The following is a 16732-nucleotide window of genomic DNA, read 5'->3' as shown; positions in this document are numbered from 1 at the left end:
AGCGCAACTATCTTTGTTGGGAACCCGATGACTGTCATTCGAGTGCTGGAAATGCGCCCTTGGAAAGGGGTGCCGTTAAGTCTGGTCGCATTTCTACCCCTACTCTGTTTTGCAGTGCCGCAGCAAACGCATGCGTCTGACGCGGATGCAGCTCAGCCTGCCGCCGCGTCGTCTTCGACAGCGCCTCAAGCAAGGGTCTTCTTGATGCCCTTGGCCAACCCGCAGGCGGCCCATGCCACGGTTGTCGATAGCGTGGCGATTGGCAGCGGATCGGCGGTCACTGGCGACAACGCTGTAGCCGTCGGTGCCGGTGCCTCGGCGACGGCCGATAACTCGGTGGCCTTGGGGGCGGGTTCCGTAGCGAACGCTGCCAATACGGTTTCCGTGGGAAGCACTGCAACCACCCGACAGATAAGCAATGTGGCGGCAGGAACCGCCAGTACCGATGCTGCAAACGTGGCCCAGTTGAATGCGGGGGTGCAGCAGGCACAAAACTGGGCGCAAACCTATACCGATCAGCGAACCGCTGTGCTCGATAGCCAGATCCAGCGGGTAGGGAATCAGGTCAATGCCGGCGTTGCCGGCGCCATGGCGATGGCAGGGCTGCCGCAGGCCTATCTGCCGGGCAAAACCATGGCGGCCGCATCGGCTGGTACGTTCCGCGGTCAATCCGGTGTTGCGGTTGGCGTATCAACCATTTCCGAAAACGGCCGCTGGGTCTACAAGGCAACCGGTTCCTCCGATAGTCGTGGCAACGATGGCCTGACGATTGGCGCGGGAATGCAATGGTGAGATATTCCTCATCGGAAGCATAAAATTTACCGACCGGAATTCAGGGGACGTCATGCAAGGGTTCAAAGCACACCCGTGGTTGGTTCTGCCGGTTGCCTGCGCGTGGTTGTTGCTGACTACTGGGTGCAGCACGTTGCCCCAACATGCGCCTAAGGCGAGCCAAGCGCAGGGTGAAGTGGCGTTCCCGGATCCGGCCAAGTCCACCGTGCCCGAAGGCGCTTACGTCAGCCCGGAAAACCTGCGGCAGGTTATCCCCGGCATGACCAAGGATCAGCTGTACAAATTGCTCGGTACGCCGCATTTCGACGAAGGCGTGTTCGGCGTCAAAGAGTGGAATTACATCTTCAACTTTCGCCGTGAAGACGGCGAGGCGGACTTCTCCCGTTGTCAGTACCAGATCGACTTCGACAGCAAACATCGCGTGCAGACGACGCACTGGAAACCGGAATCATGTCGGCTGATCGTCGACAAACCGAAGGCGATTGAAGTGCCGGCGGCGCAAACGGCGTCAGCCGCGCCGGCACCGATGCCGACGCTACCGAGCGACCCGATTCGGTTGTCGGCCGACGCGCTGTTTGCGTTCAACAGTGCAGACCTGACCGAAGAAGGCCGCGAAAGCCTGGGCCAGTTCATGCAGGAGGTGCTGGTCGCGAGCCAGCTGCAGGATATTCTGGTCGTCGGTTACACCGATCGTATCGGCAGCAAGAAGGCCAACTTACGCCTGTCCAAGCAGCGCGCGGAATCGGTGCAGGGTTATCTGATCCAGGGCGGCGTTCCGGTCAGCGCCATCCACAGTGAGGGTAGGGGCGAGGCGAGCCCGGTCGTGCAGTGCAACGACAAAAAACGTGCTGCATTGATCGCCTGCCTCTCGCCGAATCGACGCGTCGAACTGTCCGGCAGCACGCGTCAGAAATAAGGTGCCGATAGTCTCGCAGCTTGGCTGCGCTAGAGCGCGGGAATGCGTTTGTGAGGCAGCCGGCAGCTTTTAATTGCCGTGTCCTCGGCTCGGCAGGCGCTCGGTCATGCGCGACAGTTCGCATAAAACCTATACAAACCGATACAACGAAAAGGCCACCCGTTGAGGTGGCCTAAGTCATTGTTCTACATGGTGGCCGGGGACGGAATCGAACCGCCGACACGGGGATTTTCAATCCCCTGCTCTACCAACTGAGCTACCCGGCCGAAGATGCACAACCGCGCGGGTTGTTCGTTCCATGTAGAGCCGCGCATTAAACCGAATACTCGGGTTTTCGTCAAGGCTCATGATCGGGAGCGACGTAACCGGTGGGTTTGGCGACGTCGCCGCCGAACAGGAATTTTTCCATTTCCTCGCCGAGATACTTGCGCGCCTTGGGGTCGAGCGGGTTGAGCCGATACTCGTTGATCAGCATGGTCTGGTGGCTGAGCCACTGCTGCCAGGCTGGCTTGGATATCTGCGCGTAAATGCGCTGACCGAGCGGCCCCGGCCACGGAGCGAAGTCCAGGCCTTCGGCATTGATGTCGAGTTTGCTGCAATGGATGGTGCGGCTCATCGGGTTCCTTGGTTGTCGGCGTCACACTCAGGTGCCGCACCGATATGGGTTCAGCGCTCAGATTACTTCATCGATCTTCAGCAGCAGTTCGCGCACGGGGGCGGGCAGACCGAGTGTGGTCAGTTCGTTCGCGCTGCACCAGCGCTGCAGAGGGTTATCGGCCACGCCACGGTGCGCTACGGCATCCTCGAACAGCAGCGGTTCGATATCCAGGCGGTAGTGGCTGAACACGTGTACGAACGAAGCCAATGCCTGCGCGTCGTCGATGCGCGCGAATTTTTGCGCGATGGACCACGCGTTGTCCGAATCGGTGGCTTCGGGCAGGCTCCACAAGCCAGGCCACACGCCAACCGGGCCTCGCCGTTCGAGCAGCACGCGTCGCTGCGCGTCTCTGAGAATCAGCATGACCGTGCTGCGCGTGGGAATGACCTTGGCAGGCTTGCGGCTGGGCAATTGTGCGGTGAGGTTGTCGCGGCAGGCAACGCAGTCGTTCTGCAGCGGACAGGCCTCGCACGCCGGTCGCGAGCGCACGCAGATCGTGGCGCCAAGATCCATGATCGCCTGCGTGTAGTCAGCCACGCGCTCCGCTGGCGTGTGGGCGTCGGCGTGCCGCCACAACTGTTTTTCAACCGCGCTCTGGCCAGGCTGACCGTGGATGCCGCGATAGCGGGTCAGCACGCGTTTGACGTTGCCGTCGAGTATGGGGAAGCGCATGCCGTACGCTTGCGCGAGGATGGCGCCGGCGGTTGAGCGGCCGATGCCGGGCAGGGCAGCCAGCGCTTCGTAGTCGCGCGGCATCTCGCCGTTGTGCCGTTCCACGCAAATCTGCGCCGCCCGATGCAGAAAGCGCGCGCGGCGGTAGTAGCCCAGGCCGGACCACAGGGCGAGCACGGTGTCTTCATCGGCTGAAGCGAGATCGCGCAGCGTGGGCAGCGCGCCGACGAAGCGCTCGAAGTAACCGATGACCGTGCTTACCTGGGTCTGCTGCAGCATTACCTCCGATAGCCACACCCGGTATGCGTCGCGCGGGTGCTGCCACGGCAGGTCCTTGCGGCCGTGCCGGTCGAACCAGCGCAGTAGGCGCTGTGCGAAGGATGAACTCATGGTTTTTTCTTGCCGGCCGGTTTTCCGGGGGCGGACTTGGCGGCCGTTGCCGTAGCAGCGACCGCTGGCGCTGTGTCTCCGGTATCCAGCGTCAGCCCTTCAATGGTGATGCCGGCAGCTTGGAATTTCGACATTTCCAGATGGCCATTTGCAGGGGGTACGGTCAGCGGGAGGGCCTGCGACCCGGCGAGCTGGCTCCACCAGCTGGCAAGCGCCAGCGGCGGCAGGCGCAAATCTGCGTGGTTGTCCGGGCCATCCAGTTTCAGGGCGAGCAGCAGTGGGTTGGTTTGATCCGCGGGTTTGAGTTTTACCGAGATGACGTAGTGCCCGGCGTCCGACTGGTCGAGCGTGCCGCTCAGGTCGGCAGCGGCATCGGCGGCGCCGTGCCAGCGTGCACTGCCTTGTAGGGCCAGCGCCAGCGAACTGCCTTGTGCAATATGCAGCGAGACATCATCGAGCTGCAGCGAGTTTTCCTCGATGCGCGGGGTTGCCAGCAGGCGAAGCTGCAGCGGCAGGCCCGAAGCCGTCGTGGCCGACAAGGAGAGCGGGAATGGTTGGCCCGAGATCAGGCTTCCGGCATCCAGCGAGACGTTGCCCAACAGCAGTTCGTCACCGCGGACGATGCTGCCGCGGATGATGCTCACTCCTGTATCGATCCGCGGGATATTGGTCGGCGCGCCTTGCGGCTGAGCAGGCAGCTTCGTCAGCCATGCCTGCAGCGCTTCAAGGTCGACACGAGGCGCATCGATCTGAAGCTGCGAGATCACGGTCGGACCGCCCAGCAAGGTGCGCCACGGCAGCGCGAGTTGCCCGCGCGCTGCCAGCAGGATCGGCACGTTGGCGTCCTGCGCGTTGATGGTGATGCCGCTGAGATCCAGTGCCGGCCGTGGGAACAGCGTAGGGCTGGCCGGGCTGGCGAGATTCAATTCCAACCCGGCAGCGCGGGCCTGGGCTTGCAGCATGGCGGTGAAGCGCTCGGGCCGCAGCAGCAGATAGACGGCCATGATGGCCGCGAGCGCCACCGTCAGCGCAACGCCGCCCAATACCAGCAAGGTAAGTCGCCAGCGGCGCCGCATCGATCAACCGTACCGTTGCAGGTCAGTCATGGCCGCGATCGCTGCCGAGGTTGGCCGGAAGCAGGCCATCGACGAAGACTTCGGCATCGAACGTGCGCAGATCGGTGGCCGTTTCGCCCAGTCCGACAAAGCGGATCGGCAGGCCGAACTCGCGCGCCAGCGCAAAGATCACGCCGCCCTTGGCCGTGCCGTCGAGCTTGGTGACGACCAGCCCTGTGACGCCGACGATCTGGCGGAACTGGCGCACCTGATTCACGGCGTTCTGACCGGTGGTGCCGTCGATCACCATCAGCACTTCGTGTGGCGCATCGGCATCGATTTTTTTCAGCACGCGGGCGATCTTGCCCAGCTCGTCCATCAGGCCGCCCTGCGTGTGCAGGCGGCCGGCGGTGTCGGCGATCAGTACGTCGGCACCGCGCGAACGAGCGGCCTGCAGTGCATCGAAGATCACGCTGGCCGAATCGGCGTCCTGCCCCTGCGAGATCACCGGTACCTGATTGCGCTCGCCCCAGGTTTTCAGCTGGTTGACGGCCGCGGCGCGAAAGGTGTCGCCCGCCGCCAGAATCACGGCGCGCTTTTCGTCGCTCCAGCGCCGCGCCAGCTTGCCGATTGTGGTGGTCTTGCCTGCGCCGTTGATGCCCACGGTAAGTACGACGAAAGGCTTGCGGCCGGAAATATCCAGCGGCTTCTCGATCGGCCGGAGCATGGCGAGCAAGGATGCGCGCAGCGCTCTCAGCAGCGCGGGCGCATCGGCGAACTCGCGCTTGTGCATGCGCTTGCGCAGGTTTTCCACCAGCTCGGTGCTGGCCTCGATACCGACATCGGCGGTGATCAGCGTGGTTTCGAGTTCATCGAGTAAATCGTCATCGAGTTTGGGATGACGGACGAACAGCGAGGTGAGGCCGCGCGAAAAGGCATTGCCGGACAGGCGGTCGCGCCAGCTGCGTTTGGTCGGCGGCTCTTCCACGGCGGCGTTGTCAGTGTCACGCGCGATGTCCGGCGGGCGGGGTGATTCAATACTTGCCGACGGTTCGACCGGTGGCGCCGCGTCGACCTGTGTCGCGTGCGGGCTGCTCTCGAGTGTCGGACTATCCGCCGGCGTCGCCGGTGGCTCCGACGGGGTTTCGGCGGGCTTTTTCTTCCAGAACTTGAGCATTGCGGCGGCGATTCAAAGACAATGGCCGGCATGCTATCACTCCAACTTGTAACGGCCGGTGATGATTCCATGCCGCGGACGCGCGCATGAGCGCGCCGCGTGGCCCCGGCTCGGGACGAATACGCATCATCGGCGGCAATCTGCGTAATTCGCGGCTCGAGGTGCCCAATCTGCCCGGCCTTCGGCCCACGCCAGAGCGTGTGCGCGAGACTCTGTTCAACTGGCTGGCGCCGACGATCCAAGGCGCGCGTTGCCTCGACCTGTGTGCGGGTACCGGTGCGCTGGGTATCGAGGCGCTTTCGCGTGGCGCGGCGAGCGTGCAGTTCGTCGAGTGCGAAGCGCGGGCCGTGCAGGCCCTACGGAAGAACCTGGACAGACTCAAGCTCGCGACCGCCCAGCTTTCCGCCGGCGACGCGCAAGCGTTTCTCGGCGGGTCGCCGCAGCCGGTGGATATGGTGTTTCTCGATCCGCCATTCGCGCTGGATTTGTGGAGCGTGCTGGCACACCGGTTGGAGCAGGGGGGCTGGCTGACCAAGGCAGCCACCGTCTATGTGGAGAGCCCGCAAGCTTCGCCTCCATCACTGCCGTCGACCTGGCGACTGCACAAGGAAGGTCGCGCCGGCGAGGTGCGCTTTGCGCTTTACCGGCGTTGAGCCGGTTGGACGTCGTTTTATCCGTGTGTTCGCGCATGGCCGGTCGATTGAGCCAACGCCGCGCGGCTTGGGCTAAGCTACGCGGGCTTTTCGCCCTAACCCCGTCCTCAAGAACTTCGACTCGTGAACAAACCTTTGGGAAATCCGCGTTTTGCCGTTTATCCCGGCACGTTCGATCCGATCACGAACGGCCACGCCGATCTGGTGGCGCGTGCCGCGCCGCTGTTCGATCGCGTGCTGGTAGCGGTAGCGGACAGCTCCAGCAAGGGGCCCGCTTTCAGCATCGACGAGCGCATCACCCTGGCGCGACTCGCGCTGGGCGATCTGCCGAACGTGGAGGTGCGCGGCTTCGACTGCCTGCTGGCCACGTTTATCGAGGAAGTGGGTGCCGGCGTGATCATTCGCGGCCTGCGCGCGGTGTCGGATTTCGAATACGAATTTCAGCTGGCGAGCATGAATCGCCATCTGATCCCGCAGGCGGAAACGCTGTTTCTGACGCCGGCGGAGCAATACAGCTTTATTTCCTCGTCGCTGGTGCGCGAGATCGGACGCCTCGGTGGCGACATCTCCGGTTTCGTCCATCCGGCGGTACAACAGGCCATGCGGCAGCGCTGGCAAAAGAGCCGAGCCGGCTCCCACAAGCAACCCGAAACAGAAGGTGATCACTATGCGTAAGTTCGCTCTCATTGCTGCCCTCGCGCTGGCCGCTACCCTGTCCCTGAGCGCCTGCAACAAATCGCAGGACGATCAGCAGGCCGCCCAGCCGACCGAACAGGCGGCCCCGAAGCCCACCAATCCGAACGATACCAAGGGCTGGAATGCCTACCTCGGCGATCTGGTGCAGAAGAATCTGCAGGGCATGACCGCCAGCCAGCCGTTCGCCTATCTGGTGGACGCCGCCGATACCGACGAGGCCAAGGCCAACAACGATCGTCAGCTCTCCAACGTGAAAGACACGGTCGCCCGCGGCGTGCTGCCGGGTAACCTGATGGCCTTCGCCGGTGCCAACTCGGCCAAGACTGCCGATCTGCTGATCGCCGCATTCCAGGACGTCAAGCCCGGTTCGTTCAAGGACGTGATCGTAGTGTTCATCGGCGACAAGGCCGACGAGCAGCGCGTGACCGACGCGATCAAGCCCAGCGGCGCCACGTTCCGCTTCGTGGCGATGTAACTTTCTCGCAGAACACGTCCGTGGCCGCCACTACGCGGCCGCGATTTGCGGGTTTGCCCTGACGAAAGCTGGGCAAAACCGCAAGGTTTTCAGTCGATGCGGCGCCTGTGCGCGGCTGAAACGCGACGTGATTCCCCGGCCGTTGCCTCGGGGATCACGCGCGCAACATGTATTATTCAATGCATGTCTCTCAAAATCCTCGATACCTGCGTCAACTGCGACGTCTGCGAACCGGCCTGTCCGAACAAGGCGATTTCGCTGGGTGAGGAGTTCTATGTCATCGATCCGGATCTGTGCACCGAGTGCGTAGGTCACCACGACGAGCCGCAGTGCGTGGTCGTGTGTCCGGTCGAATGCATCATCACCGACCCCGAAAATATCGAGTCGATCGAGCAACTCGATCTCAAATATCAGCACCTGATGGCCAAGGAGTCCGCTGCATGAAGGTATCGCTGCGCTGGGGCGCACTGTCGTGCGGTCTATTTTTTGCGGGAGTCGTTATGGCGGCGGGCATCGCCTGCGCTGCCGACGTTTCGGCCAAGGATTCCACGCCGTCCGAGACAAAAACCTCGGTTCCATCCGTTGCCAGCCAGCGACCCGGGCACGCGGCGATAGCTAGCGCCAACTTTCTCGCCACCAATGCCGGCCTCGAAATCCTGGCCAAAGGTGGCAATGCGTTCGACGCGGCGATCGCGGTAGCGGCCGCGCTGTCGGTGGTCGAGCCGGAGAGCTCCGGCATCGGCGGCGGTTTCATGGCGGTGCTGCATCGGGCGAAGGACAACCACGACATCTTTATCGACGCCCGCGAAACTGCACCGGCGGCGGTCGACAGCAAGGATTACCTCAACGCCGACGGCAGCCCCAATCGCGATGCCGCGCTGAAAGGCCCGCTTTCGGCCGGCATTCCCGGCGAACCGGCGGGTCTGGTGCTGATCGCCAAGCGCTACGGCAAGCTTTCGCTGCAGCAGTCGCTGGCGCCGGCGATCCGCATTGCACGCGACGGGTTTCAGCCCGATCCGCGCCTGCTGGGTGCCATCGACGAGCAGCAAAAAGACCTGCAGCGCTGGCCTGCCTCGGCGGCCAAATACCTGCCCAACGGCGCGCCGCCAGTGCAGGGTGCGCTGTGGCGTGATCCCGATCAGGCGCGCACGCTCGAATTGATCGCGGCCAAAGGCAACGACGGTTTCTATCATGGCGAAACCGCGGCCAAGCTGATCGCCGCCGTGAAAGCGGCCGGCGGCAATTGGACGCTCGCCGACCTGGCCAGTTATCAGGCCAAGGAACGCACGCCGATCACGGTGAACTACCGTGGCTATCGCATCGTTACCGCGCCGCCGCCGTCGTCCGGCGGCGTGGCGATTGCGGAGATTCTGAATATCCTCTCCGGCGTGGATCTGGGCAAGCTCGATCAGGCGCATCGGGTGCATTACATCGTCGAGGCGATGCGTCGCGCGTTCCGCGATCACAACGATTATCTGGGCGATCCGGATTTCGTCAGCATGCCGCTCGAGATGCTTCTGTCGCCGTTTTATGCCGACGGCCTGCGTCAGAGCATTCTGCCGGACAAGGCCACACCGTCGTCGATGCTGCCGGTCGCCGAGGCGAGCCAGCCCGGCATGCACACCACGCATTTTTCGATCATCGACGCCGACGGCAATATGGTGGGCATTACCTCGACAGTGAACTACGTACTGGGCTCGACGTTTGTTGCCGCCGGCACCGGCGTGCTGCTAAACGACGAAATGGATGACTTTGCGCTGGTGCCGAACAAGCCCAACGTCTACGGTCTGCTGGGTAGCAAAGCGAATGCGCCGAAGGGCGGCAAGCGGCCGCTGTCGTCGATGTCGCCGAGCATCGTCATCGGCGCCGATCGCACGGCGGTGATCGGTTCGCCCGGTGGTTCGACCATCATCACCCAGGTGCTCGAAGGCATCCTGCATTTCATCGACGGCGAAACTGCGAAGCAGATCGTCGCCGACAAGCGCTATCACCATCAGTACCTGCCCGACGAGGTGATGGTGGAAGCGGGTACGTTCGATCAGCCGACCAGCGACGCGCTCACGGCGATGGGTTATGCGCTGAAGCAGCGCGAATCGTGGGGTTACATGAACGTAGTCACCTGGGATCGCAAGGCCAATCGGCTCGACGCGGCCAGCGATCCGAGGCATCCCTCCGGCCTCGGCAAGGTGCAGTAGGTACGTGGTGACAAACGCTCCGGTGGCCATGCCGTGCGTGACAGGCTCGCTCGGATGAGCCGACTCAACGGCGCGTCCATGCGTTGCATCATGCTGCACGTCATCGGCGTGCTGCTGATTCTTGCCGGTGTGGGACTGGCGGCGCTCACTGCGCACAGTCTGATGAACTACCGCGTGGCCGCGGAACGGCACGGTGGCGAGATGATGGATCTGGGCAGCGACGCCAGTCTGCAGCCGGGCCAGTACGGGCGCATGGCGCGTGTTGTTGGCACGCCCAGCGTGATCGAGCCGCCGAGCGATCCGGAGTTCGGCCTGAAGACGGATACGCCGTTACTCGTGCGCCATGTGGAAATGTTCCAGTGGCGCGAGCTGCATTTCGGCAGCGAGATGAGCTACGAACTCGCCTGGGTCGATCACCTGATCGACGCCAGCCGTTTCGTGCACCCTGCCGGTCATGCCAATCCGGCCAGCTTTCCGATCACGAAAAAGAAATTCGAGGCCGGGCTCGTGCAACTCGGCGGGTTCAGGCTTTCGCCGGAACTGATACGTGCGCTGCCGGGCACCGCCGCGGTGCAGCCAGACCTGAAGTCGCTGCCGGCCAATCTGGCGGCGAGCTTCGGCCCTTATCGGAACTACCTGACCACGAGCTCGCAGCCGGACAGCCCGCGCGTCGGCGACCTGCGCGTGAGCTGGGAAAAAATTCCGCTGCAGCCGATGACCGTATTCGCGCGCATCGATGGGGACAAACTGGTTCCCGCCACCGATACCCCCGACGGCAAGGGTTATGACATCGAGATCGGCAACGTATCGCTGCTTAACCTGCTGCCCGATATGCCGGTACCGCCGGAATACGTCATAGCCCGCCGCATCGCCGCAGTGCTATTGGCCGCTCTGGGCGCATTCGTGATGCTGGTCGCGCGCCGTCGACGCCGCGATCCGCTGCTGGCGCTCGGTCTGGGCGCGCTGGTGGTCGGTGCCGTGTCGACCGTGCTGTGGCTCGGCCACGACACGTCGGCGATGGTTGCCTGGCTGCTGACGACCCTGCTGGGCACGGCGCTGACGGTGTGGCGACTGCGCTGGCACAAGCGGCGGTCGACCGATCAACCTTGAGTGCGGTCGAGTACGCGGCGAGGTTTTGATCGGCCGTAGCTTTAAAGGCGCGCTAAAGGCGCACATCGTTTGGATGGCTATTCAGGGCCTGCTTAACTGGTTCTCGTGCTCGAGGAACCACAGGCCCGCGAACAGCTTCGGATCGATCGAATAACCTTCGTCGGCGCGCGCAAACAGCCATGCGCCTGCATCGTTGCGCGGCACCTCGTGCACGATGATGTTTTCCGATTCGTCACCGCCGCCGGCGCCGACTTTTTCCAGATCGTAGGCGCGCACGAAGGCGATCATCTCGGTGCTCATGCCCGATGACGAGGGTCCGCGATGGATGAACTCCACACGTCGGCAGCGATAGCCGGTTTCTTCCTCCAGTTCGCGCCGGGCGGCCAGCAGAGCGCCTTCGTCGGCCTGTCCGGCAATATCGCCGACCAGACCTGCAGGCATCTCGATCGTGCGCTGCTGTATCGGCACACGGTACTGCTCGACGAACAGCAGTTTATCGTCCGGGGTAACCGCGATGATGATCACGGCGCCGGCTGGATTGGTGCGCTCGGCATATTCCCAGCGGCCGCGTTTGCGCAGGCGTAGCCAGCGGCCTTCATACAGTGTTTCGGGTGGCGTATCGGCGTCGGGCGGCAAGCGTTTCGTGATATCGATCATGGGCTTTTCGTTGGGGTGCGTGGCGTCAGCGAAGCAATGAGCGCAGTCGGCTGCGGGTAAACGCGCCGAAGCCGAGCTGATCGCAAAGAAGGTCGAGGCGGTTCTGTGGGTCGGATTTGCGCAACAAGGTATCGACAGTACTGGCGCCGGGGGCGTCAAGTGCGATGCGCGTGAGGCGGCGATACAGCCGCGCTTTTTCGCCGTGTTCGCGCAGCTTCATCGCGCAGGCCGCGGCGCCGCGAAAGCGCAGGTAGCCCACTTCGTCGACGCGCTCGAGCAGAACGTCCAGACTGCCGAAATGCGAGAGCAGCGCGGCGGCGGTTTTTGCACCCACGCCGGGCACGCCGGGAATGTTGTCCACCGCGTCGCCGCACAGGGCCAGATAATCCGCCACCTGATGCGGGTGTACGCCGAGCCGCTCGTGCACGCCTGCGGCTCCCCAGCGCACGCCGCGCGCGTAATCCCACTGCTCGTCGTGTTCGCCCAGCAGCTGGCCGAAGTCCTTGTCGGCCGACACGATCACGCTACGCCAACCGAGCGCGCGAAAGTTCCACACCGTGCTGCCGATCAGATCGTCGGCCTCGAAGCTGTGGTCGATCATCAAGTGGATGCCGAGCGCCTCGGTAATGGCGCGGCACTGTACGAACTGTCGTTCCAGATCCGGCGGCGGCAGTTCGCGGTTGGCCTTGTAGGCTGGGTAAATCGCATTGCGAAACGAACTGGTCAGCGAGGCATCGAAGGCGACCGCAATGTGTTCGGGCTGCGCCCGCTCGAGCAGTTCGCACAGAAAGCGCGTATAGCCGTGTACGGCATTCACCGGGTGCCCGTCGACATCGAAAAATTCGTCCGGCATCGAATGCCAGGCCCGAAACACGTACAGGCTGCCGTCGACCAGATACGCCGCCGGTACCGCGTGGGTCGCCGTGTTCACGGCTTCCATGTGCTGAGCAGATTTTTCAATGCCGGTCGATCGCGGTCGGGCACGTCGATCTGCGGCGTACCCATATGGATAAAGGCGATCACCTGCTCGTTCGCCTTCAGTTGCAGCAGCTTCGCTACGCTTGCATCGTAGGCGGCCCAGCCGGTCAGCCACTGCGCACCGATGCCGAGCTCGAAAGCGCCCAGCAGAATATTCTGCGCGACGCAGCCCGCGGTCAGCTGCTGTTCGATCGCCGGCACCTTGCTGTGCGTGTCGATGCAGGCCACCAGCACCAGCACCAGCGGCGCAAACGTGTAGCGATGGCGCTCCTTGTCCAGCTTCGCTTCGGACATATCCGGATCGTTGCGTGCGGCGATGTCGGCGACCAATTCGCCAAAGCGCAATTTCGATTTGCCTTTCAGCTTGATCAGGCGAAACGGCACGAGCTTGCCATGGTCGGGCACGCGAATGGCCGCCTTCAGCAAGGCTTTGAGCCGATCCTTGTCCGGTGCGGGTTCGCCGAGCTGGCGCGATGGCGTGGAGTGGCGCTGCATCAGCAGCGAAAGTGGTTCGGACATGCGAAGGCTCGATAGCGAAAATGCTGGGAAGTCCATGCTAACCGGCCAAACGTTGTCGTGCCGACTTCGGTACGCGCGGTCGACGCGCTGTTTGCGTTTTTGCTGCGCTGCGATGACGCCACATGTCTTTTTTTCTTAAAGAAACCGCAAAGGAGTTCTTTTATTGTGGGTCGCGCAGGGGACAACACATACAAAGGAACGTATTCATGAAGCTTCGTTACATGTCATTCGCGCTGCTCAGCGCGACACTGATGATCGGTACGGCAGCGCATGCCCAGGACAGCTACAGCACGGGCGTGTTCTCGCCGGCGAAAACGACCAAGACGTATCCGTGCAACAACACCCAGTTTCTGCAGGATCAGCAGGCTTTCGAAAACGGCCAGATCACCGCCGATCAACCCGAAGACGTCTGCGGCATGGTCACGGCCGTGCTGCCGGCCAAGAAAACCAAGAGCGGCAACCACGGCTATTTCTATGTGCAGGTTGCTTCCGGCGTCACTATCGAAATCGTTTCCGATCTCGACCAGATGAACGCGCCGAAGTGGCCGTGGGTTGCCGTCGGCGATACGACGTACGTGCAGGGCCGCTATTACTACGACAACGACGACAGCCAGGGCATCGACTGGACCCATCACGGAACCAGCAGCTCGTGGCCGCACGCCGGCTACGTCGTGGTCAACGGCACCGAATATCAATAAGCGTTCGTTTCAGCAAAGAAAACGGCGCGTGATGCGCCGTTTTCTTGTATTGGCGTGGCAATCAGTGCGGCAGCGACCGCAGCAGCGTATCCAGTCCGCCCCAGGCGATCTGCACGCCGATGCACAGCAGGATGAATGAGATCAGGCGCTGCACGCCGTTGAACGCATGCTCGGGAATTTTGCGCGCCAACGCGGGCGCGTAGCCGTAGCTCAGAAACACCAGCAGGGCCAGGAGTGTCGAGGCCACGAAAATGGAAACGTGCGCCAACAGAATATCCGACCAGCCATGGCCCGACGCATTCGCGCTCAGCGTCAGTACCACCACGATGGTGCCGGGGCCTACGGTCAACGGAAAGGTCAGCGGATAGAAGACCTTGTCGATCGCCGCATGGCTGTCGCTTTCGATCGCCGCGGCGGCAGGCGTGGCATCCGGTGCATTGAGCATCCGCCAACCCATCGCCGCCAGCGTGACGCCGCCACCCACCTGCAGAATCGGCAGCGAGATGCCGAAGAATTTCAGAATCCACGCGCCGAGCAGTTCGATCACGGCAATGAAGATCAGCATGTTGATCGCAATGCGCAGCGCCAGCTGGCGATACACCGTCGGCGGCTCCGGCCCGACGATACCCAGAAAGATCAGCGCCGATCCCACCGGATTGATGATCGGCAGCAGCGCGGCGAAGGCCAGCGGTATGAAGTGCAGCGCGTAGTCGAACATGGTCTGGCTTTTCTCAAAAATATGGCTTGATTTTCGATGGGCCGCTCGGCCGTTTTTTCGCCGGGGCTCTGATCGTCGTCCGTCCCCGATCGCCGATATGACACGGTGGTCAGGTCGACGTTGGAAACTTGAATGATCCGGGCAACAGCGCCGCAACCGTCGTCCGCTGCACCTCACCGTGCAGATTGGTCAGCAGCACCGGCATGTCGTCGTCGCACAGTTCGGCCATGACCTGTCGGCAGGAGCCGCAGGGGCTGACCGGGCCGGGACAGTCGGCGATCACGGCGATCGCGGCAAAATCTCCCGGCTTGCAGCCGGCGGCCATGGCGCTGAACAGCGCGGTGCGCTCGGCGCAGTTGCACAGGCCGTAGGCTGCGTTCTCCACGTTGCAGCCGCTGAACTGCCGGCCGTCTTTCGCCAGCAAGGCGGCGCCGACCTGGAAACGGGAGTAGGGTGCGTACGCTATCTCGCGCGCGTGGCGAGCGGCGGACAGCAGTGGGTCAAATGCATTCGCTGCAGGCATCGAAATCTCCGGTGACCCCGAATGATCGACGGCGCCGCGCCGCGCTGCTGCGTCGGGCGACCGCTTCCGGCGGGCCAGCTTACTCTGCCCGATGCGCGGCGCAAACCCGGCAAAACCCGGCAAAACCCGAGCTAGCGAGTGCCGCTAAGATAGTCGGACCTTTTGAGGGGGAGCCGTCTCATGCCTATTACCGTTGCCGCCTTGCGTGAAACCGCCGCGGGAGAGCGCCGCGTGGCGATCACGCCGGAGATGGCCAAAAAGCTGCGCGGCAAGGGCGTACGGATTCTGCTTGAGCATGATGCGGGGCGTGCGGCGGGTTTCCCGGATAGCTCGTATGCCGATGTCGAGTTTGCCGACGCCGCCGGCGTGCTGGCTCGGGCGGATTTGCTCGCCTGCGTTCTGCCACCCGACGACTCGGTGCTTTCACGGCTGCGCGAGGGCGCGGTGCTGGTGGGCCAACTGCGACCGTACGGTGCGCCCGAACGCGTGGCTACGCTGGCGGCGCGCAGGCTCACCGCGTTTTCGCTGGAGCTGTTGCCACGCACCACACGAGCGCAGGCGATGGACGTGCTCAGTTCGCAGGCGGCCGTGGCCGGTTATCGCGCCATGCTCATCGCGGCCGAGTCCTCGCCGAAATTCTTTCCGATGCTGACCACGGCCGCTGGCACTATTCGGCCATCCAAAGTGCTGGTTATCGGCGCGGGTGTGGCGGGGTTGCAGGCCATCGCCACCGCCCGCCGTCTCGGTGCGCAAACCGAAGGTTATGACGTAAGGCCGGAAACGCGCGAGCAGGTCGAATCGCTGGGTGCCAAATTTCTCGAGCTCGGCGTCAGCGCGGCAGGCAGCGGCGGCTACGCGCGCGAGCTGTCCGCCGAGGAGCGCAGGGCGCAGCAGGAGGCATTGGGCGAGCATTTGAAGACGATCGATGTGATCGTCACCACCGCGGCGGTGCCGGGCCGGCCGGCGCCCAAGATTCTCACCGCAGCGATGGTGGAAGGCATGAAGCCGGGCGCGCTGATCGTCGACCTAGCCGCCGAAAGCGGCGGCAACTGCGAGCTGACTCGACCCGGCGAACGGATCGAACACGGCGGCGTGGTGATCCTCGGTCCGCTCAATCTTTCCGCAGGCGCACCGCTGCACGCGTCGGAAATGTACGCGCGCAATGTGTACAACTTCGTTGAGCTGCTTGTGCAAGACGGCGTGCTGCAGCCGGATTTTAACGATGAGCTGGTGGCCAAGAGCTGCCTGAGCCACGCCGGCGAAACGCGTTTCACCGGCTGAGTCCTCGCTGCAAGGAAATCGTCGGCAGTTAGCCGGTGGGCAGGTGCTTACTGGCCGCCCGGTGGGGGAGCGGGTTGTCCCTGGAATCGCACGCGCTGTTCCGGCGGCAGCTGACGAAACTGCTGCATCAGCTTTTCTCGCTGCTCTGGCGGCAGCTCCTGAAAATGTTCGAACGTGGCATGCAGCCGGGCGCGCTCCTCCGGCGGCAGCTGACGAAACTGCTGCAGGTTGGCGCGAGCTTCTTTGCGCTGTTCCGGCGTCATGGCCTGCCAATGCGCAATACGTAAACGTACCTCGTCACGCTTTTCCGGCGGCAAGGTCACCCAGTGTTCGGACTTCTGCAGCATGTTCTGCTGTCGCCGCGGCGGCAGGGTGTCCCATTTGTCGCGCAGCGGCGACAGGACGTCGCGCTGCGCGGGAGTCAGGCTGCTCCATGGCCGCGGCGGCGGTGGCGGCATGTTCTGGTTCGGCGGCGCTGGAAAGTTCTGCGCGTGCAGCGATGCGGCAGTCGGTCCGGCCAGCAATGCGGCCAGCAGCAGCGGCAAAATCCATGAAAGAGATCGACGCAT

At 63.3% G+C, this 16732-nt stretch carries 20 protein-coding genes and 1 tRNA gene; 10 read left to right on the top strand and 11 right to left on the bottom strand.

Annotated features, from left to right (window positions below):
- Positions 1-27: 27 nt before the first annotated feature.
- Together HDE76_RS10190 and HDE76_RS10185 are read left to right on the top strand one after the other, a co-directional pair.
- Positions 28-792: a YadA family autotransporter adhesin gene (locus tag HDE76_RS10190; RefSeq protein ID WP_184507104.1), complete on the top strand. Its 765-nt coding sequence runs from the start codon at positions 28-30 to the stop codon at positions 790-792.
- A 52-nt stretch (positions 793-844) separates the two neighbouring features.
- Entirely contained in the window at positions 845-1708 is an 864-nt protein-coding gene (locus HDE76_RS10185) for an OmpA family protein (protein WP_184507101.1), read from the top strand.
- A 190-nt stretch (positions 1709-1898) separates the two neighbouring features.
- Here HDE76_RS10185 and HDE76_RS10180 read toward each other — a convergent pair.
- The 5 genes from HDE76_RS10180 to ftsY all read right to left on the bottom strand — a co-directional run bounded on the left by HDE76_RS10180 (position 1899) and on the right by ftsY (position 5660).
- Positions 1899-1974: transfer RNA gene (locus tag HDE76_RS10180), tRNA-Phe, on the bottom strand.
- Positions 1975-2045: 71 nt separating this feature from the next.
- A complete protein-coding gene (locus tag HDE76_RS10175) occupies positions 2046-2324 on the bottom strand; it encodes an oxidative damage protection protein (protein ID WP_184507098.1) in 279 nt (92 codons plus the stop codon).
- Between the two features lie 57 nt (positions 2325-2381).
- On the bottom strand, positions 2382-3428 hold the full coding sequence (gene mutY / locus HDE76_RS10170; RefSeq protein ID WP_184507095.1) for an A/G-specific adenine glycosylase: 1047 nt from the start codon (positions 3426-3428) through the stop codon (positions 2382-2384).
- Positions 3425-4504 (bottom strand): AsmA family protein, encoded by a 1080-nt coding sequence (locus HDE76_RS10165; RefSeq protein ID WP_184507091.1) that lies wholly within the window; start codon positions 4502-4504, stop codon positions 3425-3427. Before HDE76_RS10165 ends, mutY begins: the two co-directional genes overlap by 4 nt.
- A 22-nt stretch (positions 4505-4526) precedes the next feature.
- Positions 4527-5660 carry a signal recognition particle-docking protein FtsY gene (gene ftsY / locus HDE76_RS10160; RefSeq protein WP_184507088.1) on the bottom strand — a complete coding sequence of 378 codons (1134 nt, stop codon included), beginning with the start codon at positions 5658-5660 and terminating at the stop codon, positions 4527-4529.
- Between the two features lie 86 nt (positions 5661-5746).
- Here ftsY and rsmD point away from each other — a divergent pair, with 86 nt between their 5' ends.
- The 6 genes from rsmD to HDE76_RS10130 all read left to right on the top strand — a co-directional run bounded on the left by rsmD (position 5747) and on the right by HDE76_RS10130 (position 10789).
- The gene (gene rsmD, locus HDE76_RS10155; protein ID WP_179479152.1) at positions 5747-6313 is read left to right on the top strand and encodes a 16S rRNA (guanine(966)-N(2))-methyltransferase RsmD; all 567 of its coding nucleotides are present in this window, start codon (positions 5747-5749) and stop codon (positions 6311-6313) included.
- Positions 6314-6448: 135 nt separating this feature from the next.
- Positions 6449-6988, top strand: a complete 540-nt coding sequence (gene coaD / locus HDE76_RS10150; protein WP_179479727.1) for a pantetheine-phosphate adenylyltransferase — start codon at positions 6449-6451, stop codon at positions 6986-6988.
- On the top strand, positions 6981-7484 hold the full coding sequence (locus HDE76_RS10145; protein ID WP_184507085.1) for a hypothetical protein: 504 nt from the start codon (positions 6981-6983) through the stop codon (positions 7482-7484). Before coaD ends, HDE76_RS10145 begins: the two co-directional genes overlap by 8 nt.
- A gap of 183 nt (positions 7485-7667) precedes the next feature.
- On the top strand, positions 7668-7928 hold the full coding sequence (locus HDE76_RS10140) for a YfhL family 4Fe-4S dicluster ferredoxin (RefSeq protein WP_179479162.1): 261 nt from the start codon (positions 7668-7670) through the stop codon (positions 7926-7928).
- Positions 7925-9679 (top strand): gamma-glutamyltransferase, encoded by a 1755-nt coding sequence (gene ggt, locus HDE76_RS10135; protein WP_184507082.1) that lies wholly within the window; start codon positions 7925-7927, stop codon positions 9677-9679. Before HDE76_RS10140 ends, ggt begins: the two co-directional genes overlap by 4 nt.
- Before the next feature lie 54 nt (positions 9680-9733).
- Positions 9734-10789 carry a TMEM43 family protein gene (locus HDE76_RS10130; RefSeq protein WP_184507079.1) on the top strand — a complete coding sequence of 352 codons (1056 nt, stop codon included), beginning with the start codon at positions 9734-9736 and terminating at the stop codon, positions 10787-10789.
- An 81-nt stretch (positions 10790-10870) separates the two neighbouring features.
- Here the strand turns inward: HDE76_RS10130 and HDE76_RS10125 are convergent, their stop codons facing one another.
- The 3 genes from HDE76_RS10125 to HDE76_RS10115 are packed head-to-tail and all read right to left on the bottom strand — an operon-like array spanning position 10871 to position 12943.
- Positions 10871-11446 carry an NUDIX hydrolase gene (locus tag HDE76_RS10125; protein ID WP_179479167.1) on the bottom strand — a complete coding sequence of 192 codons (576 nt, stop codon included), beginning with the start codon at positions 11444-11446 and terminating at the stop codon, positions 10871-10873.
- A 25-nt stretch (positions 11447-11471) separates the two neighbouring features.
- A complete protein-coding gene (locus HDE76_RS10120; protein WP_184507076.1) occupies positions 11472-12386 on the bottom strand; it encodes a 5'-3' exonuclease H3TH domain-containing protein in 915 nt (304 codons plus the stop codon).
- Positions 12374-12943, bottom strand: a complete 570-nt coding sequence (locus HDE76_RS10115; protein WP_184507073.1) for a nitroreductase — start codon at positions 12941-12943, stop codon at positions 12374-12376. Before HDE76_RS10115 ends, HDE76_RS10120 begins: the two co-directional genes overlap by 13 nt.
- A gap of 206 nt (positions 12944-13149) precedes the next feature.
- On the opposite strand from HDE76_RS10115, the gene HDE76_RS10110 reads away from it, so the two are divergent.
- A complete protein-coding gene (locus HDE76_RS10110) occupies positions 13150-13641 on the top strand; it encodes a DUF3465 domain-containing protein (protein ID WP_179479172.1) in 492 nt (163 codons plus the stop codon).
- A gap of 61 nt (positions 13642-13702) precedes the next feature.
- On the opposite strand, the gene HDE76_RS10105 is transcribed toward HDE76_RS10110, so the two are convergent.
- Entirely contained in the window at positions 13703-14359 is a 657-nt protein-coding gene (locus HDE76_RS10105) for a MarC family protein (RefSeq protein WP_179479174.1), read from the bottom strand.
- Positions 14360-14468: 109 nt separating this feature from the next.
- Complete coding sequence (gene cdd / locus HDE76_RS10100) at positions 14469-14882, bottom strand: cytidine deaminase (protein WP_184507070.1); 414 nt, start codon at positions 14880-14882, stop codon at positions 14469-14471.
- Between the two features lie 180 nt (positions 14883-15062).
- Here cdd and HDE76_RS10095 point away from each other — a divergent pair, with 180 nt between their 5' ends.
- Positions 15063-16163, top strand: a complete 1101-nt coding sequence (locus HDE76_RS10095) for an NAD(P) transhydrogenase subunit alpha (RefSeq protein WP_184507067.1) — start codon at positions 15063-15065, stop codon at positions 16161-16163.
- Between the two features lie 47 nt (positions 16164-16210).
- Here HDE76_RS10095 and HDE76_RS10090 read toward each other — a convergent pair whose 3' ends face one another.
- Complete coding sequence (locus HDE76_RS10090) at positions 16211-16732, bottom strand: DUF3106 domain-containing protein (protein ID WP_184507064.1); 522 nt, start codon at positions 16730-16732, stop codon at positions 16211-16213.

It is taken from the genome of Rhodanobacter sp. ANJX3, assembly GCF_014200755.1.
Classification (GTDB): Bacteria; Pseudomonadota; Gammaproteobacteria; order Xanthomonadales; family Rhodanobacteraceae; genus Rhodanobacter.
This window is presented reverse-complemented; position numbering and strand designations above follow the sequence as displayed.